A 16,679-nucleotide genomic window follows, 5' to 3' on the forward strand; every position below is an offset into this window, starting at 1 on the left:
CGATGCCAACGGTAATCGCCAGCTCACGGTTCAAGGCGGCCTCACGGGGGTGACCTTGCAGCGCACTGTCAGTGAGCGCCAGTTACAGGAACACCGCCTGTTGATCGACCTGGTGGATGGTTTGCACCGTGACCTGCAGATAGCCGAGGGGCGGCTGCAGCCTTGCGTGATCGCTGCGCTGCAACAACGCCAGCAACCGCAGGGAACCTTTGCCTAAAGGATTCATCTGACACAGTAGGGGCAGCCAGCCAGCGCTTTGCTCCGGCGCTGGCAAAGCTGCCACGGGAAGTCCTCAAGGGCTTTCGCTTGACCCCGGGCGTCCTTCCCCAGCGCCCGGGGTTTCTTTTTTCTGGGTTCTCTACCGGCCCTGTCGCGCCGCTGACTCAATTCGTAAGCGCGACGCGGCCTGTGTGGGAGCGGGCGTGCCCGCGAACACCGGCGTAGCCGGTGCCAGCCACCGCGGTGGATTTTCCGCGGGCATGCCCGCGCCCACAAAGTCCCCGCTAAATCAATAAGTTATGCATTTTTCTCTGGAGCTGGCTTGCCCGCGACAGGGCGGGTGCAGGCATTTAATGTGCTTCGAAGAAACGCTTGCTTTCTTCCAGGTAGTTTCTGCGCGAGACCGGATCCAGCCAGTGGGCATACAGCCTTGGCAGCACGTCCCGTCGCAACGCAAGCAGCAACTGGTCGATATGCGCCACTGCAGCGCGCCCCAGTTCGCTGTCCGAGCACCCCACGTGCAGAAACTGGTAGCGCTCCACCCCCTGCACTGGATAAAACTGATAATCGGCCAGCGCGGCGCCTTGCTGCTGGATCAGGTAACGCACCTCAGGCCAGTAGCCGAGCACCAGGCGCAGGCGCCCCAACTGCTGCATCTGCAGCAGGTTGGCGGTGGCTTCGTTACCGTAATGGCGGCTGAGCACAGTGTCTGGCAGCTGGCGCAAAATGCTGTCGATCTGCAGACCATAACTGCGTTCGGCAACGACCCCGAGTTTCAGTGCGGTTTTGCTCAGCAGGCCATGCAGGTCTACCTGCTGGCCCTGCAGATAGGGGGCAACCAGTGCCTGGCTTTCCTTGCGGCCCACCAGGCCGCCACTGAGCACGCCCAGGGAGGGCAGGGAGAACTGCACATATTCCTCACGTTGGGGTGTCCACAGCAGCGTCGGGTCGCAGGTGAAGGTGTTGCGGTCCTGCAGCATCTGGATTCCGCGGGCACGGTTGACGCGCTGGATGGTGTGGTCGTACTCGGGCATCTGCGCAATCAACAGGGGCAGCAGTTGGTCGATTACCCCTCGGCCTTGCTCCGGGCCGTCGAAAATGGTGAATGGCGGCAGGTCACGCACCAGCCAGAACAGGCGTTCCTTGGCACTGGCAGGGTGCAGCAGCAATGCGGCCATCAGCCCGCAAAGCAGGACCAGCGGGCGTAGGCGGCGGGCGGCGCGCATGCGGCCGGGCTGCGCCTGGTTCAGACCGTGCCTGCGGCGCGCAGGCTGGCGATCGCCGCCGCGTCATAGCCAAGGCTGGCCAGCAGTGCCTCGGTGTGCTCGCCAAGGGCCGGGCCCACCCATTCGCTGGAACCTGGGGTTTCCGACAGCTTGGGCACGATGCCAGGCATCTTGAATGGCTTGCCGTCGGGCAGCTTGGCCTGGAGGAACATTTCCCGAGCCAGGTACTGCGGGTCGCTGAACATGTCCTCGGCGGAGTAGATCCGGCTGGCCGGGACCTCGGCGGCGGTCAGCACCTGCATCAGCGTTTCCAGCGGCAGGCTGTTGGCCCAGCGGTCGATCACCCCGTACAGCTCATCCCGGCGAAGGTCGCGGCCATCGTTGCTGGCCAGGCTTGGGTCGTCAGCCAGGTCGGCACGCCCGATGGCCTGCATGAAGCGCTTGAAGATCGCATCGCCGTTGGCGCCGATCTGTACATGCTTGCCGTCGGCGCTGGTGTGGATGGAGGAGGGGGTAATGCCGGGCATGATGTTGCCGGTGCGTTCACGGATAAAACCGAATACATCGAATTCCGGGACCATGCTTTCCATCATGGCGAAGATGGCTTCGTACAACGCTACGTCCACCACCTGGCCCTGACCGCCGTTGACCTCCCTGTGGCGCAGCGCCATCAGCGCACCGATAACGCCCCACAAGGCGGCGATCGAGTCGCCGATCGAAATGCCGGTGCGCACCGGTGGCCGGTCGTCGAAGCCGGTGATGTAGCGCAGGCCGCCCATCGACTCGCCTACGGCACCAAAACCTGGTTGGTCCTTCATTGGCCCGGTCTGGCCAAAGCCCGACAGGCGCACCATGACCAGCCCAGGATTGAGCGCATGCAGCACATCCCAGCCCAGGCCAAGCTTTTCGAGCACGCCCGGGCGGAAGTTCTCGATCAGGATGTCGGCGTCGGCCAGCAGCCTTTGCAATACCTCGCGGCCTTCGGGGTGCTTCAGGTTGAGGGTCAGCGACTGCTTGTTGCGCGCCTGCACGAACCACCACAGGGAGGTGCCTTCGTACAGCTTGCGCCACTTGCGCAGCGGGTCGCCGCCATCGGGCGACTCGACCTTGACCACCTCGGCACCGAATTCGGCGCAGATGCGCGAGGCGAATGGCCCGGCGATCAGTGTGCCGAGTTCGACAACCTTGAGGCCGGCGAGGGGTTTGCTGGGCGTCGACATGGGGCATCCGTGGCAGTTGGGCAGAGCGGTGGTTTTATCACACGGCGGTTGCGCCGGGTACTGCTGCGGCGCATGGCGAGTGCGGATGGGTTAGACTGTGCGACTTTTCTTTTGCACGAAGCCCGTCGACCATGGCCCAGCCGTCCACCACCTACAAGTTCGAACTGAATCTCACCGACCTTGACCGTAACGTCTACCAAAGCGTCAAGCAGACCATCGCGCGCCACCCTTCGGAAACCGAAGAGCGCATGGCGGTGCGGTTGTTGGCCTACGCGCTCTGGTACAACGAGAACCTGTCGTTCGGCCGTGGCCTGTCGGATGTGGATGAGCCGGCACTGTGGGAAAAGAGCCTGGACGACCGCGTGCTGCACTGGATCGAAGTGGGCCAACCCGATGCCGAGCGCCTGACCTGGTGCTCGCGGCGCACCGAACGCACCAGCCTGCTGGCCTATGGCAGCCTGCGCGTGTGGGAAGGCAAGGTGGTCGGCGCGGTCAAGAACCTCAAGAACCTGAACATCGCCGCAGTGCCGCAGGAGGTGCTGGAAACCCTGGCCGCCGACATGCCGCGCGCCATCAAGTGGGATGTGATGATCAGCGAAGGTACGGTCTTCGTTACCGACGACCGTGGCCAGCACGAAGTGCAACTGCAGTGGCTACTGGGTGAGCGTGGCTGAAGCAACCCATGCGTATCGAACCTCGCCCCCTGCCTGCGACCCTGCCTTTTCTGGGTAACCTGCCACCCTTGCTCACCCGTTTGTATGCCGCACGCGGCGTGCAAAGCGAGGCCGAACTGGACAAAAGCCTTGCGCGGCTGCTGCCCTATCAGCAGCTCAAGGGCATCGAGGCCGGCGTCGACCTGCTGGTCGCTGCCATAGACCAGCGCCAGCGCATTCTCATTGTCGGCGACTTCGACGCCGACGGTGCCACCGCAAGTACGGTTGGGGTGCTGGGCTTGCGTTTGTTGGGGGCAGCCCATGTCGATTACCTGGTGCCCAACCGTTTTGAATACGGTTACGGCCTGACCCCGGAAATCGTCGAAGTTGCCCTGCAGCGCCAGCCGCAGTTGCTGATTACCGTGGACAACGGCATTTCCAGCGTCGACGGGGTGGCCGCTGCCAAGGCCGCTGGGCTGAAAGTGCTGGTGACCGACCATCACTTGCCGGGCGAACAACTGCCCGATGCCGACGCCATCATCAACCCCAACCAGCCGGGTTGCAGCTTCCCGAGCAAGGCGCTGGCCGGGGTCGGTGTCATCTTCTATGTGCTGATGGCCCTGCGCGCGCGGTTGCGCAGCCTGGGCCGCTACGCGACACAACCCCAGCCGAACATCGGTGAACTGCTCGACCTGGTCGCCCTGGGCAGTGTGGCCGATGTGGTGCCGCTGGATGCCAACAACCGCATCCTGGTGCACCAGGGCCTGGAGCGCATCCGTGCCGGTCGTGCCCGCCCTGGCTTGAAGGCCATTCTTGAGGTGGCCCGCCGCGATCACCGGCGCATCACCTCCACCGACCTGGGTTTCATTCTTGGCCCACGCCTGAATGCAGCCGGGCGCCTGGACGACATGAGCCTGGGCATCGAATGCCTGCTGTGCGAAGACCCGGCGCTGGCCCAGGACATGGCGCAGCAGCTGGATGACCTGAACCAGGACCGCAAGTCCATCGAGCAAGGCATGCAGCGCGAGGCGCTGGCCCAGCTCAAGGACCTGCCGGTCGAGTCGATGCCTTACGGCTTGTGCCTGTTCGATGCCGACTGGCACCAGGGCGTGATCGGTATTCTGGCGTCGCGGCTGAAGGAGCGTTACCACCGGCCGACCATTGCCTTCGCCGATGCAGGCGCTGGCATGCTGAAGGGCTCGGCGCGTTCTGTGCCAGGGTTCCATATTCGCGATGCGCTGGATGCCGTGGCGGCGCGCCACCCGCAATTGATCAGCAAGTTCGGCGGCCACGCCATGGCCGCTGGCTTGTCGTTGCCAGAGGCAAATTTCCCGGCCTTTGCCGAGGCTTTCGACGAAGAGGTACGGCGCCAGCTGCGTGAAGACGACCTGACCGGGCGCCTGCTGTCCGACGGCAGCCTGGCGGTGGAAGAATTCCACCTTGATCTGGCCAAGGCGCTACGCAATGCCGGGCCATGGGGCCAGCATTTCCCTGAGCCGCTGTTTCATGGCGTATTCCAGTTGGTGGAGCAGCGCGTGGTGGGCGAGCGGCACTTGAAGGTGGTACTGAAGAGCGAGTGTGGCTCGGTGCGGCTGGATGGCATTGCCTTCGGCATCGACCGCGACGTATGGCCGAACCCGACGGTGCGCTGGGTCGAGTTGGCGTACAAGCTGGATGTGAACGAGTTTCGGGGCAATGAAAGTGTGCAGTTGATGATTGCCCACATGGAACCGCGTTGACCCTGTAGGAGCGGCCTTGTGTCGCGATGGGCTGCAAAGCAGCCTCAGGTTGTCAGCATATATGCACAAGTTCAGGCTTTCAGCACAGCTGCAAAAATCCAGGCTTTCAGCACAGCTGCACAAATTGCCGGGGCTGCCTTGCAGCCCATCGCGACACAAGGCCGCTCCTACACGGCCCATGTGCCAATGAAGGCGGCAGCGGCCGGCCACAGGCGTCTGTAAACAACTTGCTCAAAATCCCATGGAACCTTCCCCCCAGGCATTCTGGTCTAGTCTGAAGTATGACCGGACCCAGGCCAGGGACGTGCTATTGAGTGTCCGGGCCGGATCACCATTGGAGTTCTTGGGAGGTGCCCTCATGAGCCTGCTGCTCGAGCCTTACACCCTGCGTCAACTGACGTTGCCCAACCGCATCGCCGTTTCGCCGATGTGCCAGTATTCTGCAGCCGATGGCCTGGCCAACGACTGGCACCTCGTTCACTTGGGCAGCCGCGCGGTGGGTGGCGCGGGCCTGGTGATCACCGAGGCCGTAGCGGTTACCGCCGATGGCCGCATCACAGCCGAAGACCTTGGGTTGTGGGAGGACGCACAGATCGCCCCGCTGCAACGCATCACCCGCTTCATCACCGCCCAGGGCGCCGTGCCCGGCATCCAGCTGGCGCACGCCGGGCGCAAGGCCAGTACCTACCGCCCCTGGCTGGGCAAGCACGGTAGCGTCAAACCCGAGGAGGGTGGCTGGCAGCCGGTGGGGCCCTCGAAGATTGCCTTCGACCCGCAACATACAACGCCACGCGAGCTGACCTTGGGCGACATCCAGGAGGTGGTCGGTGCCTTCGTTGCCTCGGCCGAGCGCGCGTTGCAGGCCGGCTTCAAAGTGCTCGAGGTTCACGCCGCCCATGGCTACCTGCTGCACCAGTTCCTGTCACCGCTGAGCAACCAGCGGCGTGACGAATACGGCAGTTGCTTCGAAAACCGCATCCGCCTGACCCTGCAAGTGGTGGAAGCGGTGCGCAAGGTATGGCCTGCCGAATTGCCCCTGTTCGTGCGGGTATCGGCAACCGATTGGGTGGAAGACGGCTGGAACCCGGATGAAACCGTCGAACTGGCCCGGCGCCTGCGTAACCTGGGCGTCGATTTGATCGACGTGTCCTCTGGCGGCACTTCGGTCAACGCCGAAATACCCACCGGCCCCGGCTACCAGACCCGTTTCGCCGAGCGCGTGCGCAAAGAGTCTGAAATTGCCACCGGCACCGTGGGCATGATCACCGAACCTGCGCAGGCCGAGCATATCTTGCGTACCGGCCAGGCCGACCTCATCTTCCTTGCCCGCGAACTGCTGCGCGACCCTTACTGGCCGCTGCATGCCGACGACGACCTGGGCGGTAACAAGGCTACCTGGCCGGCCCAGTACCAGCGCGCTACCAGCCGGGCCAACCCGATTCATGAGTCGGATCTGCGCGACTGATTCTGAATGAGCGGCCTTGTGTGGCGACAAGGCCGCAGTCTAACCACGAAAATACCTGGGGCACTGCGCGCCCCCGTCGCGACACAAGGCCGCTTGTGTCTTGAGAGGGGATTAGAATCTGGAGTGAGAGCGGTGAATGACAAGCTGAATGTGCCTAGAGCACGAGTAGGAGCAGAAGCTGTCATTCACCGTTCCACTTGTGGGAGCGGGCGTGCCCGCGAACACCGGCGCAGCCGGTGCCAGACACCGCGTCGCCTGCTTCGCGGGCAAGCCCGCTCCCACAATGAATCGCGCAGGCTTTTCAAATTTTGGGAAAGACAGTTGCTCCTACCTTGAACGCGGTTGAGCGGACCCAGCGTGACCGAGCATGATAATCAATGCTTGATCATCACGTGCCGCACACAGGTGTAGTCCTCTAGCCCATACATCGACATGTCCTTGCCGTACCCCGAGTGTTTCTGCCCGCCGTGGGGCATTTCACTGACCAGCATGAAATGGGTATTCACCCAGGTGCAGCCATATTGCAGGCGTGCGGCCAGGCGGTGGGCGCGGCCGGTGTCGCGGGTCCAGACCGAGGAGGCCAGGCCATAGTTGGAGTCGTTGGCCCATTCCAGCGCCTGCGCTTCGTCGCTGAAACGGGTTACCGACACCACCGGGCCGAACACTTCGTTGCGCACGATCTCATCATCCTGCAGGGCGTCGGCCAGCACCGTCGGCTGGAAAAAGTACCCATCACCCTCGATTGCCTTGCCACCGGTCACCAGGCGAATGTGCGGCTGGGCGATGGCGCGCTGTACCAGGCCGGCGACCTTGTCGCGGTGCTGGGCGCTGATCAGCGGCCCCAGCTCGGTGCCCTCGGCTTCCTGCAGGCCGGGCTTGATGCTGGCTACCGCTTCCCCCAGGCGCTCGACGAAGCGCTCATAGATACCGGCCTGCACATACAGGCGGCAAGCCGCCGTGCAGTCCTGGCCGGCGTTGTAGAAACCGAAGGTGCGAATACCCTCGATCGCGGCATCGATGTCGGCATCATCGAACACCAGGACTGGCGCCTTGCCGCCCAGCTCCATGTGCATGCGCTTCACGCTGTCGGCGGTGGCGCTGATGATATGGGCGCCGGTGGGGATCGAGCCTGTCAGCGACACCATGCGGACCTTGGGGTGCGTAACCAGTGGGTTGCCGACCGTCTGGCCACGGCCAAACAGAATGTTGAGCACCCCGACCGGCAGCAGGTCCTTGGCCAGTTCCCCCAGGCGCAAGGCGGTCAACGGGGTCAGCTCAGAGGGTTTGATCACCACCGTGTTGCCGGCCGCCAGGGCCGGGGCGATCTTCCAGGCCAGCATCATCAGCGGGTAGTTCCACGGTGCAATCGAGGCCACCACGCCCAAGGGGTCGCGACGGATCATCGACGTGTGGCCCGGCAGGTACTCACCTGCCGCCGAGCCGCCCAGGCAGCGCGCCGCACCGGCGAAAAAACGAAACACGTCGGCAATCGCCGGAATTTCGTCATTGCGCGCGGCACTCAAGGGTTTGCCGCAGTTCTGCGATTCCAGCCGAGCCAGTTCATCGCCATGCGCCTCAATGGCGTCTGCCAGGTTCAACAACGCCTGGGCGCGGTCCTTGGGGCTGGTTTGCGACCAACTGTCGAACGCATGGTCAGCGGCACGCACGGCGCTGTCCACCTGGGCTTCGCTGGCTTCGTTGATCTGCGCCAGGGCGGTGCCCAGCGCCGGGTCGAGCACGGTCCAGGTCGGGCCTTGGCCGGCGACCAGTTGGCCATTGATCAGCATCTGCGTTTGCATCGGGTACTCCTCCAGGGTCATTTGCCACTGCCCGCAACGCTGTCGCCGCCACGGGTCAGGTAATAGGCGCCAAGGATCGGCAGCATCGTCACCAACATCACCAGCATGGCTACCACATTGGTCACCGGCACGTCGCGCGGCCGGCTGAGCTGGTTGAGTAGCCAGATCGGCAGGGTGCGTTCGTGGCCGGCGGTGAAGGTCGTGACAATGATCTCATCGAACGACAGGGCAAAGGCCAGCATACCGCCGGCCAGCAGTGCCGAGCCGAGGTTGGGCAGGATGATGTAGCGAAAGGTCTGCCAGCCATCGGCACCCAGGTCCATGGAGGCCTCGATCAGGCTGTGTGAGGTGCGCCGCAGGCGGGCGATCACATTGTTGTAGACGATCACCACGCAGAATGTGGCATGGCCGACCACGATGGTGAACACCCCGGGCTCCACGCCCAAGGTCTTGAACGCCGAGAGCAGGGCGATGCCGGTGATGATGCCGGGCAGGGCGATGGGCAGGATCAGCATCAGCGATATGGCCTCTTTGCCGAAAAAGCTGCGCCGGTACAGTGCGGCCGATGCCAGTGTGCCCAGCACCAGGGCGATCAGGGTCGCCAGGCAGGCGACCTGCAACGACAGCTTGATCGCGTCCAGCACATCGGTGCGTGCGAAGGCCACGGCAAACCACTTCAGGGTAAACCCCGTGGGCGGGAAGCTGAATGCTGCGTCTTCGGTGTTGAAGGCGTACAGGAAGATGATCAGGATCGGGAAATGCAGAAACAACAGCCCGCCCCAGGCCGCCAGGCGCAACCCTACAGAGGCTTGTTCAGAGTGCATCGAAGGCCCCCAGGCGCTTGACGATCGACAGGTACAGCGCAATCAGCACGATCGGCACCAAGGTAAATGCCGCCGCCATCGGCATGTTGCCGATCGCCCCTTGCTGGGCATAGACCATGCTGCCGATGAAGTAGCCGGGTGGGCCCACCAGCTGCGGCACGATGAAGTCGCCGAGGGTAAGCGAGAAGGTGAAGATCGAACCGGCGGCGATACCGGGAATCGACAGCGGCAGTATCACCTGCATGAAGGTTTGCCCGGGGCGTGCGCCAAGGTCTGCCGAGGCCTGTAACAGCGACGGCGGCAAGCGCTCCAGCGAGGCCTGGATCGGCAGGATCATAAACGGTAGCCAGATGTACACGAACACCATGAAGCGCCCCAGGTGCGAGGTCGACAGCGTGCTGCCGCCCACGCCCGGCACCGTCAGCACGGCTTGCAGCAGGGCGTCCAGGTGCAGCTGGTGGACGAACCACTGGGCCACCCCACCCTTGGCCAGCAGCAGGGTCCAGGCGTAGGTCTTGACGATGTAGCTGGCCCACATCGGCATCATCACGGCGATATAGAAAAATGCCTTGGTCTTGCCGCGGGTGTAGCGCGCCATGTAGTAGGCGATGGGAAACGCCAGTACCGCGCTGGCCAGTGACACCGCCACCGCCATGCACAGGGTACGCAGGATGATGTCGAAGTTCGACGGGTTGAACAGCGCGGCGAAGTTGCCCAGGGTCAGGTCCGGGGTGACCGCCATGGTGAAGTCGTCGAAGGTGTAGAAACCCTGCCACAACAGGTTCAGCAACGAGCCCAGGTAGATGGCGCCGAACCAGGTCAGTGGCGGGATCAGCAGCAGGGCCAGGTACAGGTTGGGGCGCCGGTACAGCACATCGGCCAGGCCTCGGAGCGCGCTCATGGCAATGGCCCAGCGCTTTCCTGCAGCACGGTCATCGCCTCGCGCGGCCAGTGCGCCTGCACCCGCTGCCCGGGTTGCCAGGCCTGGGGCTGTGCCTGCCAGCGGTCGTTGGCCTGGGTTACCGCCAACAGTTGGCCATTGTCCAGTTGCAACTCGTACCGGGTGGCGCTGCCCTGGTACTGCACATCGCGCAGCAGGCCGCTGACCTGGACCTCGTGGCTGGTGACCACCGGGTCGACCAGGCGGATGTGCTCAGGGCGGATGGAAAACGGCGCCGGGTGGCCGTTGAGCGCCCTCGCCAATTCGCCACGCATCACGTTGGACGTGCCGACGAATTCGGCGACGAAGGTGGTGGCGGGTTTCATGTAAAGATTGCGCGGGGTGTCGACCTGTTCGATGCGGCCGCGGTTGAACACCGCGACCCGGTCCGACATCGACAGCGCCTCGGTCTGGTCATGGGTGACGAAGATGAAGGTGATGCCTAGCTGGCGTTGCAGCTTCTTCAGCTCGCCCTGCATCTGTTCGCGCAGCTTGAGGTCCAACGCGCCCAGCGGCTCGTCCAGCAGCAGCACGCGGGGCCGGTTGACCAGTGCCCGCGCCAGGGCCACACGCTGGCGCTGGCCACCCGAAAGCTGCGCCGGCTTGCGCGCGCCGTAGCCGGCCAGGGCCACCATGGCCAGGGCTTGCTCGGCACGGCTGTGGCGCTCGGCCTTGGCCACGCCTTTCACTTTCAAGCCATAGGCGATGTTGTCGAGCACGTTCATGTGCGGGAACAACGCGTAGTCCTGGAACACGGTATTGACGTCACGCTGGTAGGGCGGCACGCCGGCAGCTTCCAGGCCGTGGATACGGATCGAGCCGCTGCTTGGCTGCTCGAAGCCGGCGATCAGGCGCAGGCAGGTGGTCTTGCCGGAGCCGGACGGGCCGAGCATGGAGAAGAACTCCCCATCGCTGATGTCGATGCTGACCTGGTCTACGGCCTTGACCTCGCCGAAGCTACGGGAAACCTGGGTGAACTGGACGGCTAGGGGCATACGCGGTTCTCTGTTGTTCTTGTCTTGCCTGTATCGGCCCTGTCCCCGGCAAGCCGGCCCCACAGGGATCACACCACAGGGCCGGAACAGGCGGAGAAACCCTCAGCGCCCACCCATGATGGCAATGTAATCTTGAGTCCAGCGGCTGTAGGGCACGAACTTGCCACCCTGGGCCTGCGGGGTTTTCCAGAAGGCGATCTTGTCGAAGTTGTCGAAGCCGTTGGTCTTGCAACCCTCGGCGCCGAGCAACTCGTTGCCACTGCAGGCTGCCGGCACCGCCGGCAACGACCCGAACCAGGCGGCCACGTCACCCTGGACCTTCGGCTGCAGCGACCAGTCCATCCATTGGTAGGCGCAGTTGGGGTGCTTGGCATCGGTGTGCAGCATGGTGGTATCGGCCCAGCCGGTAGCGCCCTCCTTGGGGATGGTCGACGCCACGGGCTGGTGCTCGGCCTTCAGGCCATTGACCATGTAGCCCCAAGAACTGGAGGCGACCACGCCTTCGTTCTTCACGTCGCTCATCTGCACTGTGGCGTCGTGCCAGTAGCGATGGATCAGCGGTTGCTGCTGGCGCAGCAGTTCGAGCACCGCCTGGTATTGCGTCTCGGTCAGTTCATACGGGTCCTGGATGCCCAGTTCGGGTTTGGCCGACTTCAGGTACAGCGCCGCGTCCGCGATGTAGATCGGCCCGTCATACGCCTGTACGCGGCCTTTGTTCGGCTTGCCATCGGGCAGGTCCTGCGGCACGAACACCACGCCCCAGCTGGTCGGTGCCTGCTTGAACGCGTTGGTGTTGTACAGCAGCACGTTCGGCCCCCACTGGTACGGGGTGCCATAGACCTGTTTGTCGACCACATACCAACCACCGTTCTGCAGGCGCGGGTCGATGTTTTTCCAGTTGGGGATCAAGGCGGTGTTGATCGGTTGCACCCGTTTGCCGGCGATCAGCCGTAACGAGGCATCGCCCGAGGCGGTAACCAGGTCGTAGCCCCCCTTGGCCATCAGGCTGACCATTTCGTCCGAGGTGGCAGCGGTTTTCACGCTGACCTTGCAGCCGGTTTGCTGTTCGAAGCCGGTCACCCAGTCATACGCCTTGTCGCTTTCACCGCGCTCGATGTAGCCGGGCCAGGCGACGATGTCCAGGCGCCCTTCGCCAGGCCCCAGGGCCTTGGGCGGTTCGGCGGCCAGCAGGCCGGTACTGGCCAGCACGGCACAGGTGGTGGCGCCGAGCAATGCGGTCTTGTGCACGGGCATGGGTGTTCCCTCTTGTTGGAGATTGTGGTCGCGGCAGTGGTCGAGTCTAGTTGGCTTTTTGCCAGTCAATGCAACATCCAGAAGCAAATCCGCGCATGGTCCTTTACCGGGCAGGCCTTACTCTGGCGGATGACTTCCCATGCCTGGAGACTTGCACATGAACACCCGTGGCTTGCTGGACCAACTGCTCAAATCTGGCCAGGAGTTGCTGAACAAATCCTCTGCTTCCGGCAAACCCGGTGCTGGCGCCAGCGGGCTTGGCGGCCTGTTGTCCGGGGCCGGTGGTGGCTTGCTGGGCGGTGGCGCACTGGGCGTGCTGCTGGGCAACAAGAAGGCGCGAAAATATGGGGGCAAGGCCCTGACCTATGGTGGCCTCGCGGCACTCGGGGTGCTGGCCTACAAGGCCTACGGCAACTGGCAGGCGCGCCAGCAGGTGGCTGCCAGCGAGCCGCAGACGGTCGACCGCTTGCCGCCGGCCCAGGTCGAGCAGCACAGCCAGGCGGTGTTGCGGGCGCTGGTGGCTGCGGCCAAGTCCGACGGCCATATCGACGAACGCGAACGGGCGCTGATCGAAGGTGAGTTCACCCGCCTGGACAGCGACCGCGAGTTGCAGCATTGGCTGCACGCCGAACTGAACAAGCCGCTGGACCCGGCTGAAGTCGCCCGCGCCGCACAGACGCCCGAGATGGCTGCCGAGATGTACCTGGCCAGCATGATGATGGTCGACCAGGAAAACTTCATGGAGCGCGCCTACCTCGATGAGCTGGCCCGCCAGTTGCGCCTGGACCCAGCCTTGCGCCAGGAGTTGGAGAGCCAGGTGCGGTTAGCCGCAGGCCAGTAAGCGACGCGGTCCTTGTGGGAGCGGCCTTGTGTCGCGAAAGGGCTGCGCAGCAGCCCCAAAGATTTTAGCTTCGCCGCATGAACTGCCGGGGCCGCTGCGCGGCCCTTTCGCGACACAAGGCCGCTCCCACAAACGAAGCGACTTTTCCATGAAGGGCTCCGTCCATTAGCGGGGATGCCAGGTTACCCCACATTTCACCCGCAAAAGCGTAAGGCCTCTAGGCTATACTTCGGCGATTTTCCCCGCTCGTTGTGAATTCCTGAGGGCTGAATGTGAAGAACTGGACGTTGCGCCAACGGATCCTGGCAAGTTTCGCCGTGATCATCGCCATCATGCTGCTGATGATCGTGGCCGCCTACTCGCGGTTGGCCGCCATCGAAACCGCCGAAGCCGCCGTAGGTACAGACAGCATTCCCGGGGTCTACTACAGCTCGATGATCCGCAGCGCCTGGGTCGACAGCTACGTCACCAGCCAACAGTTGGTCGGGCTGTCCAACCACCGGGAAATCACCCCGGGCGACATGGAACGGTTCAAGAGTTTCGAAGACCGGCTGAAGCAATTCATGGCCAGTTACCAGAGCACCATCCAGGGCCATGACGACCAGGCCCGCTTCGACAGCTTCGTGCAGCTTGAAGAAAACTACATGAAGATTGTCGGCCAGGTGCTGGATGCCTACCGTCAGCGCAACTACGCCGAAGCCCAGCGCCTGATCAACGACGTACTCACGCCCGCCTGGGTCGACGGTCGCAAGCACCTGAACGATGTCATCGAGAACAACCGCGCCTCCGCTGATGCCGCCACCCGCGATATCGTCAGTGCCGTGACCACCGCCAAGGGCAGCATGATCGTCTCGCTGTTGCTGGCCATTGTCGCGGCCGGGGTGTGCGGCCTGTTGCTGATGCGCGCCATCACCGCGCCCATGCAGCGTATCGTCCAAGCCCTCGACAAGCTGCGTTCGGGTGACCTGAGCGTGCGCCTGAGCCTGGAACGCAAGGATGAGTTCGGCGCCATCGAGAGCGGCTTCAACGAAATGGCCGAAGCGCTGGCGAACCTGGTGGCCCAGGCCCAGCGCTCGTCGGTGCAGGTCACCACGTCGGTTACCGAGATCGCCGCCACGTCCAAGCAGCAGCAGGCCACTGCCACCGAAACCGCAGCCACCACCACGGAAATCGGCGCCACCTCGCGGGAAATTGCTGCCACTTCGCGTGACCTGGTGCGCACCATGACTGAAGTCACTTCGGCCGCCGACCAGGCCTCCAGCCTTGCCGGCTCCGGCCAGCAGGGCCTGGCCCGCATGGAAGAGACCATGCACCAGGTGATGGGCGCCGCCGACCTGGTCAACGCCAAGCTGGGCATCCTCAACGAGAAGGCCAGCAACATTACCCAGATGGTCGTGACGATCGTCAAGGTGGCCGACCAGACCAACCTGTTGTCGCTCAACGCCGCCATCGAGGCGGAAAAGGCTGGTGAGTATGGCCGTGGCTTTGCCGTGGTGGCCACCGAGGTGCGGCGCCTGGCCGACCAGACCGCCGTGGCCACTTACGATATCGAGCAGATGGTGCGTGAGATCCAGTCGGCGGTGTCGGCCGGGGTCATGGGCATGGACAAGTTTTCCGAAGAAGTGCGCCGGGGCATGTTCGAAGTGCAGCAGGTCGGCGAGCAACTGAGCCAGATCATTCACCAGGTACAGGCCTTGGCACCGCGCGTGCTGATGGTCAACGAAGGCATGCAGGCCCAGGCCACCGGTGCCGAGCAGATCAACCAGGCGTTGGCCCAGCTCAGTGATGCCAGCACCCAGACCGTCGAGTCGCTGCGCCAGGCCAGCTTTGCCATCGATGAGCTTAGCCAGGTGGCCGCAGGCTTGCGTGGCGGCGTGTCGCGTTTCAAAGTCTGACCGCGATGACCGACACGCAAGCGCCGGCCGCACAGCCGGGCAACGCCAAGGGGGCGCTGTACCTGCAGTTCCGTATCAGGGAACAACGCTTTGCCCTGAGCGTGCACGAGGTGATCGAAGTGCTGCCACTTCGGCCACTCAAGCCGATTGCCCGGGCGCCAGCCTGGGTGGCGGGTATTCTGGCCCACCGTGGCCTGCTCATACCCGTCATCGACCTGGCCGCGCTCAGCTTCGGCCAGCCGGCGGCGCAGCGCACCAGCACCCGGCTGGTACTGGTGCACTACCGGGCTGGGCTGCAGTTGGGGCTGGTGCTGGAGCAGGCAACCGAGACCCTGCGCTGCCAGCCCGATGAGTTCCAGCCCTACGGTGTAGACACGGGCGAAGCCCCTTACCTGGGGCCGGTGCGTCAGGATGCCCTTGGCATGCTGCAGCGCATCGAAGTCAATGACCTGCTGCCCGACGCCGTGCACGCATTGCTGTACACGCAGGGCCCGACCGGGGGGCCGACATGACCGAACAGCGTTTTTTCCGTTTCTTGCGTGAGCGTATTGGCCTGGATGTGGAGTCTGTCGGCACGCCGATGGTCGAGCGTGCACTGCGCCAGCGCAGCGTAGCGGTGGGCGCTGCCGATCTGGACGACTACTGGCTGCGCCTGCAGCAGTCCGGTGAAGAGCAACAGGCACTGATCGAAGCGGTGATCGTGCCAGAGACTTGGTTCTTCCGGTACCCCGAGTCCTTCACCGCTCTGGCGGCCCTGGCGCACAAGCGCCGTGCCGAACTGGACGGCGCGCGGCCGCTGCGGTTGCTCAGCCTGCCGTGCTCGACGGGCGAGGAGCCCTATTCGCTGGCCATGGCCTTGTTTGATGCCGGTATGGCGCCGGGGGCGTTTCTGGTCGATGGCATGGACATCAGCCCCAGCTCGGTGGCCAAGGCCGGGCAGGCCGTGTATGGCCGCAATGCCTTTCGCGGCAGCGAGCTGGGTTTTCGCGAGCGTTACTTCGATGTGGTCGACGAAGGCCACCGCCTGCACGAGCGGGTACGCCAGCAAGTCAGCCTGCAGGTAGGCAATGTGCTCGACCCGCTGCTGGCCAGCCGCGATGGCCTGTATGACTTCGTGTTCTGTCGCAACCTGCTGATCTACTTTGACGTGCCGACCCAGCAACGCGTCTTCGAAGTGCTCAAGCGCCTGCTGCACCCACAGGGGGTGCTGTTCATCGGTCCGGCAGAGGGCAGCCTGTTGGCGCGCCTGGGCATGCGCCCGCTGGGGATCGCCCAGTCGTTTGCCTACGTACGAGACCCAGGCAGCAGCACGCCTGCGCCGGCGGCAGCGGCAGCACCTGCCAGGCGCAGTTGGCCGGGGCCCGGGCCTGCCGGGTATTCGCTGCCGGCCTTGCCGGTGCCGCGGCCGCAGCGTGCGCTGCCGGTGGTGGCCCGGCCAGCGCCGGCCCGCGAGGCTGCGGGTGAGGGCCCCAGCGAACTGCTGGCCGGCATCGCCCGGCTGGCCAATGCCGGCGCCAGCGCACAGGCTCGCCACGAATGCCAGCGCTACCTGGGCCAGTACCCGCCGTCGGCGCAGGTGTATTACTGGCTGGGGCTGCTCAGCGATACC

Annotated in this window: 15 protein-coding genes; 8 read left to right on the plus strand and 7 right to left on the minus strand. The window is 64.2% G+C overall.

Annotated elements, in window-relative coordinates:
- Positions 1-217 (plus strand): DUF3509 domain-containing protein (locus tag APH30_RS19550; RefSeq protein ID WP_029888112.1); only part of this gene is annotated, 217 nt, incomplete at its 5' end.
- A gap of 352 nt (positions 218-569) precedes the next feature.
- Here the strand turns inward: APH30_RS19550 and APH30_RS19555 are convergent.
- Complete coding sequence (locus tag APH30_RS19555) at positions 570-1,445, minus strand: TIGR02285 family protein (RefSeq protein WP_054913502.1); 876 nt, start codon at positions 1,443-1,445, stop codon at positions 570-572.
- 20 nt (positions 1,446-1,465) lie between these two features.
- The gene (locus tag APH30_RS19560; RefSeq protein WP_009683452.1) at positions 1,466-2,665 is read right to left on the minus strand and encodes a CaiB/BaiF CoA-transferase family protein; all 1,200 of its coding nucleotides are present in this window, start codon (positions 2,663-2,665) and stop codon (positions 1,466-1,468) included.
- A 131-nt stretch (positions 2,666-2,796) separates the two neighbouring features.
- Between APH30_RS19560 and APH30_RS19565 the strand changes: the two genes are divergently transcribed.
- The 3 genes from APH30_RS19565 (at position 2,797) to APH30_RS19575 (ending at position 6,522) form a co-directional block, all read left to right on the plus strand.
- Complete coding sequence (locus APH30_RS19565; RefSeq protein WP_054913503.1) at positions 2,797-3,339, plus strand: YaeQ family protein; 543 nt, start codon at positions 2,797-2,799, stop codon at positions 3,337-3,339.
- Between the two features lie 8 nt (positions 3,340-3,347).
- Positions 3,348-5,057: a single-stranded-DNA-specific exonuclease RecJ gene (recJ, locus tag APH30_RS19570; RefSeq protein WP_029886738.1), complete on the plus strand. Its 1,710-nt coding sequence runs from the start codon at positions 3,348-3,350 to the stop codon at positions 5,055-5,057.
- 358 nt (positions 5,058-5,415) lie between these two features.
- Positions 5,416-6,522, plus strand: coding sequence for an NADH:flavin oxidoreductase/NADH oxidase (locus tag APH30_RS19575; RefSeq protein ID WP_029886739.1), 1,107 nt, complete (start codon positions 5,416-5,418; stop codon positions 6,520-6,522).
- A gap of 374 nt (positions 6,523-6,896) precedes the next feature.
- Here the strand turns inward: APH30_RS19575 and APH30_RS19580 are convergent, their stop codons facing one another.
- The 5 genes from APH30_RS19580 to ydcS all read right to left on the minus strand — a co-directional run bounded on the left by APH30_RS19580 (position 6,897) and on the right by ydcS (position 12,334).
- Positions 6,897-8,321 (minus strand): gamma-aminobutyraldehyde dehydrogenase, encoded by a 1,425-nt coding sequence (locus APH30_RS19580; protein WP_054913504.1) that lies wholly within the window; start codon positions 8,319-8,321, stop codon positions 6,897-6,899.
- A 17-nt stretch (positions 8,322-8,338) separates the two neighbouring features.
- A complete protein-coding gene (locus tag APH30_RS19585) occupies positions 8,339-9,145 on the minus strand; it encodes an ABC transporter permease (protein WP_009683459.1) in 807 nt (268 codons plus the stop codon).
- On the minus strand, positions 9,135-10,046 hold the full coding sequence (locus APH30_RS19590) for an ABC transporter permease (RefSeq protein ID WP_054913505.1): 912 nt from the start codon (positions 10,044-10,046) through the stop codon (positions 9,135-9,137). The genes APH30_RS19585 and APH30_RS19590 overlap by 11 nt, the downstream gene beginning before the upstream one ends.
- Entirely contained in the window at positions 10,043-11,080 is a 1,038-nt protein-coding gene (locus APH30_RS19595; RefSeq protein ID WP_054913506.1) for an ABC transporter ATP-binding protein, read from the minus strand. The genes APH30_RS19590 and APH30_RS19595 overlap by 4 nt, the downstream gene beginning before the upstream one ends.
- A gap of 102 nt (positions 11,081-11,182) precedes the next feature.
- Positions 11,183-12,334 (minus strand): putative ABC transporter substrate-binding protein YdcS, encoded by a 1,152-nt coding sequence (gene ydcS / locus APH30_RS19600; RefSeq protein WP_054913507.1) that lies wholly within the window; start codon positions 12,332-12,334, stop codon positions 11,183-11,185.
- A 157-nt stretch (positions 12,335-12,491) separates the two neighbouring features.
- Between ydcS and APH30_RS19605 the strand changes: the two genes are divergently transcribed.
- The 4 genes from APH30_RS19605 to APH30_RS19620 form a co-directional block, all read left to right on the plus strand.
- The gene (locus APH30_RS19605; protein WP_054913508.1) at positions 12,492-13,175 is read left to right on the plus strand and encodes a tellurite resistance TerB family protein; all 684 of its coding nucleotides are present in this window, start codon (positions 12,492-12,494) and stop codon (positions 13,173-13,175) included.
- 272 nt (positions 13,176-13,447) lie between these two features.
- Complete coding sequence (locus tag APH30_RS19610) at positions 13,448-15,070, plus strand: methyl-accepting chemotaxis protein (RefSeq protein ID WP_054913509.1); 1,623 nt, start codon at positions 13,448-13,450, stop codon at positions 15,068-15,070.
- A 5-nt stretch (positions 15,071-15,075) separates the two neighbouring features.
- Positions 15,076-15,582: a chemotaxis protein CheW gene (locus APH30_RS19615; RefSeq protein WP_009683465.1), complete on the plus strand. Its 507-nt coding sequence runs from the start codon at positions 15,076-15,078 to the stop codon at positions 15,580-15,582.
- A partial coding sequence (locus tag APH30_RS19620) for a protein-glutamate O-methyltransferase CheR (RefSeq protein WP_054913510.1) occupies positions 15,579-16,679 on the plus strand: 1,101 nt, incomplete at its 3' end. The genes APH30_RS19615 and APH30_RS19620, both read left to right, overlap by 4 nt.

The organism is Pseudomonas sp. NBRC 111127 (assembly GCF_001320345.1).
Lineage (GTDB): Bacteria > Pseudomonadota > Gammaproteobacteria > Pseudomonadales > Pseudomonadaceae > Aquipseudomonas > Aquipseudomonas juntendi.

What these genes read in the sequence shown, in the direction of transcription:
- APH30_RS19555 (WP_054913502.1), bottom strand. Translation starts at nt 1,445, where the DNA reads ATGCGCGCCGCCCGCCGCCTACGCCCGCTGGTCCTGCTTTGCGGGCTG.
- APH30_RS19560 (WP_009683452.1), bottom strand. Translation starts at nt 2,665, where the DNA reads ATGTCGACGCCCAGCAAACCCCTCGCCGGCCTCAAGGTTGTCGAACTC.
- APH30_RS19565 (WP_054913503.1), top strand. Translation starts at nt 2,797, where the DNA reads ATGGCCCAGCCGTCCACCACCTACAAGTTCGAACTGAATCTCACCGAC.
- recJ (WP_029886738.1), top strand. Translation starts at nt 3,348, where the DNA reads ATGCGTATCGAACCTCGCCCCCTGCCTGCGACCCTGCCTTTTCTGGGT.
- APH30_RS19575 (WP_029886739.1), top strand. Translation starts at nt 5,416, where the DNA reads ATGAGCCTGCTGCTCGAGCCTTACACCCTGCGTCAACTGACGTTGCCC.
- APH30_RS19580 (WP_054913504.1), bottom strand. Translation starts at nt 8,321, where the DNA reads ATGCAAACGCAGATGCTGATCAATGGCCAACTGGTCGCCGGCCAAGGC.
- APH30_RS19585 (WP_009683459.1), bottom strand. Translation starts at nt 9,145, where the DNA reads ATGCACTCTGAACAAGCCTCTGTAGGGTTGCGCCTGGCGGCCTGGGGC.
- APH30_RS19590 (WP_054913505.1), bottom strand. Translation starts at nt 10,046, where the DNA reads ATGAGCGCGCTCCGAGGCCTGGCCGATGTGCTGTACCGGCGCCCCAAC.
- APH30_RS19595 (WP_054913506.1), bottom strand. Translation starts at nt 11,080, where the DNA reads ATGCCCCTAGCCGTCCAGTTCACCCAGGTTTCCCGTAGCTTCGGCGAG.
- ydcS (WP_054913507.1), bottom strand. Translation starts at nt 12,334, where the DNA reads ATGCCCGTGCACAAGACCGCATTGCTCGGCGCCACCACCTGTGCCGTG.
- APH30_RS19605 (WP_054913508.1), top strand. Translation starts at nt 12,492, where the DNA reads ATGAACACCCGTGGCTTGCTGGACCAACTGCTCAAATCTGGCCAGGAG.
- APH30_RS19615 (WP_009683465.1), top strand. Translation starts at nt 15,076, where the DNA reads ATGACCGACACGCAAGCGCCGGCCGCACAGCCGGGCAACGCCAAGGGG.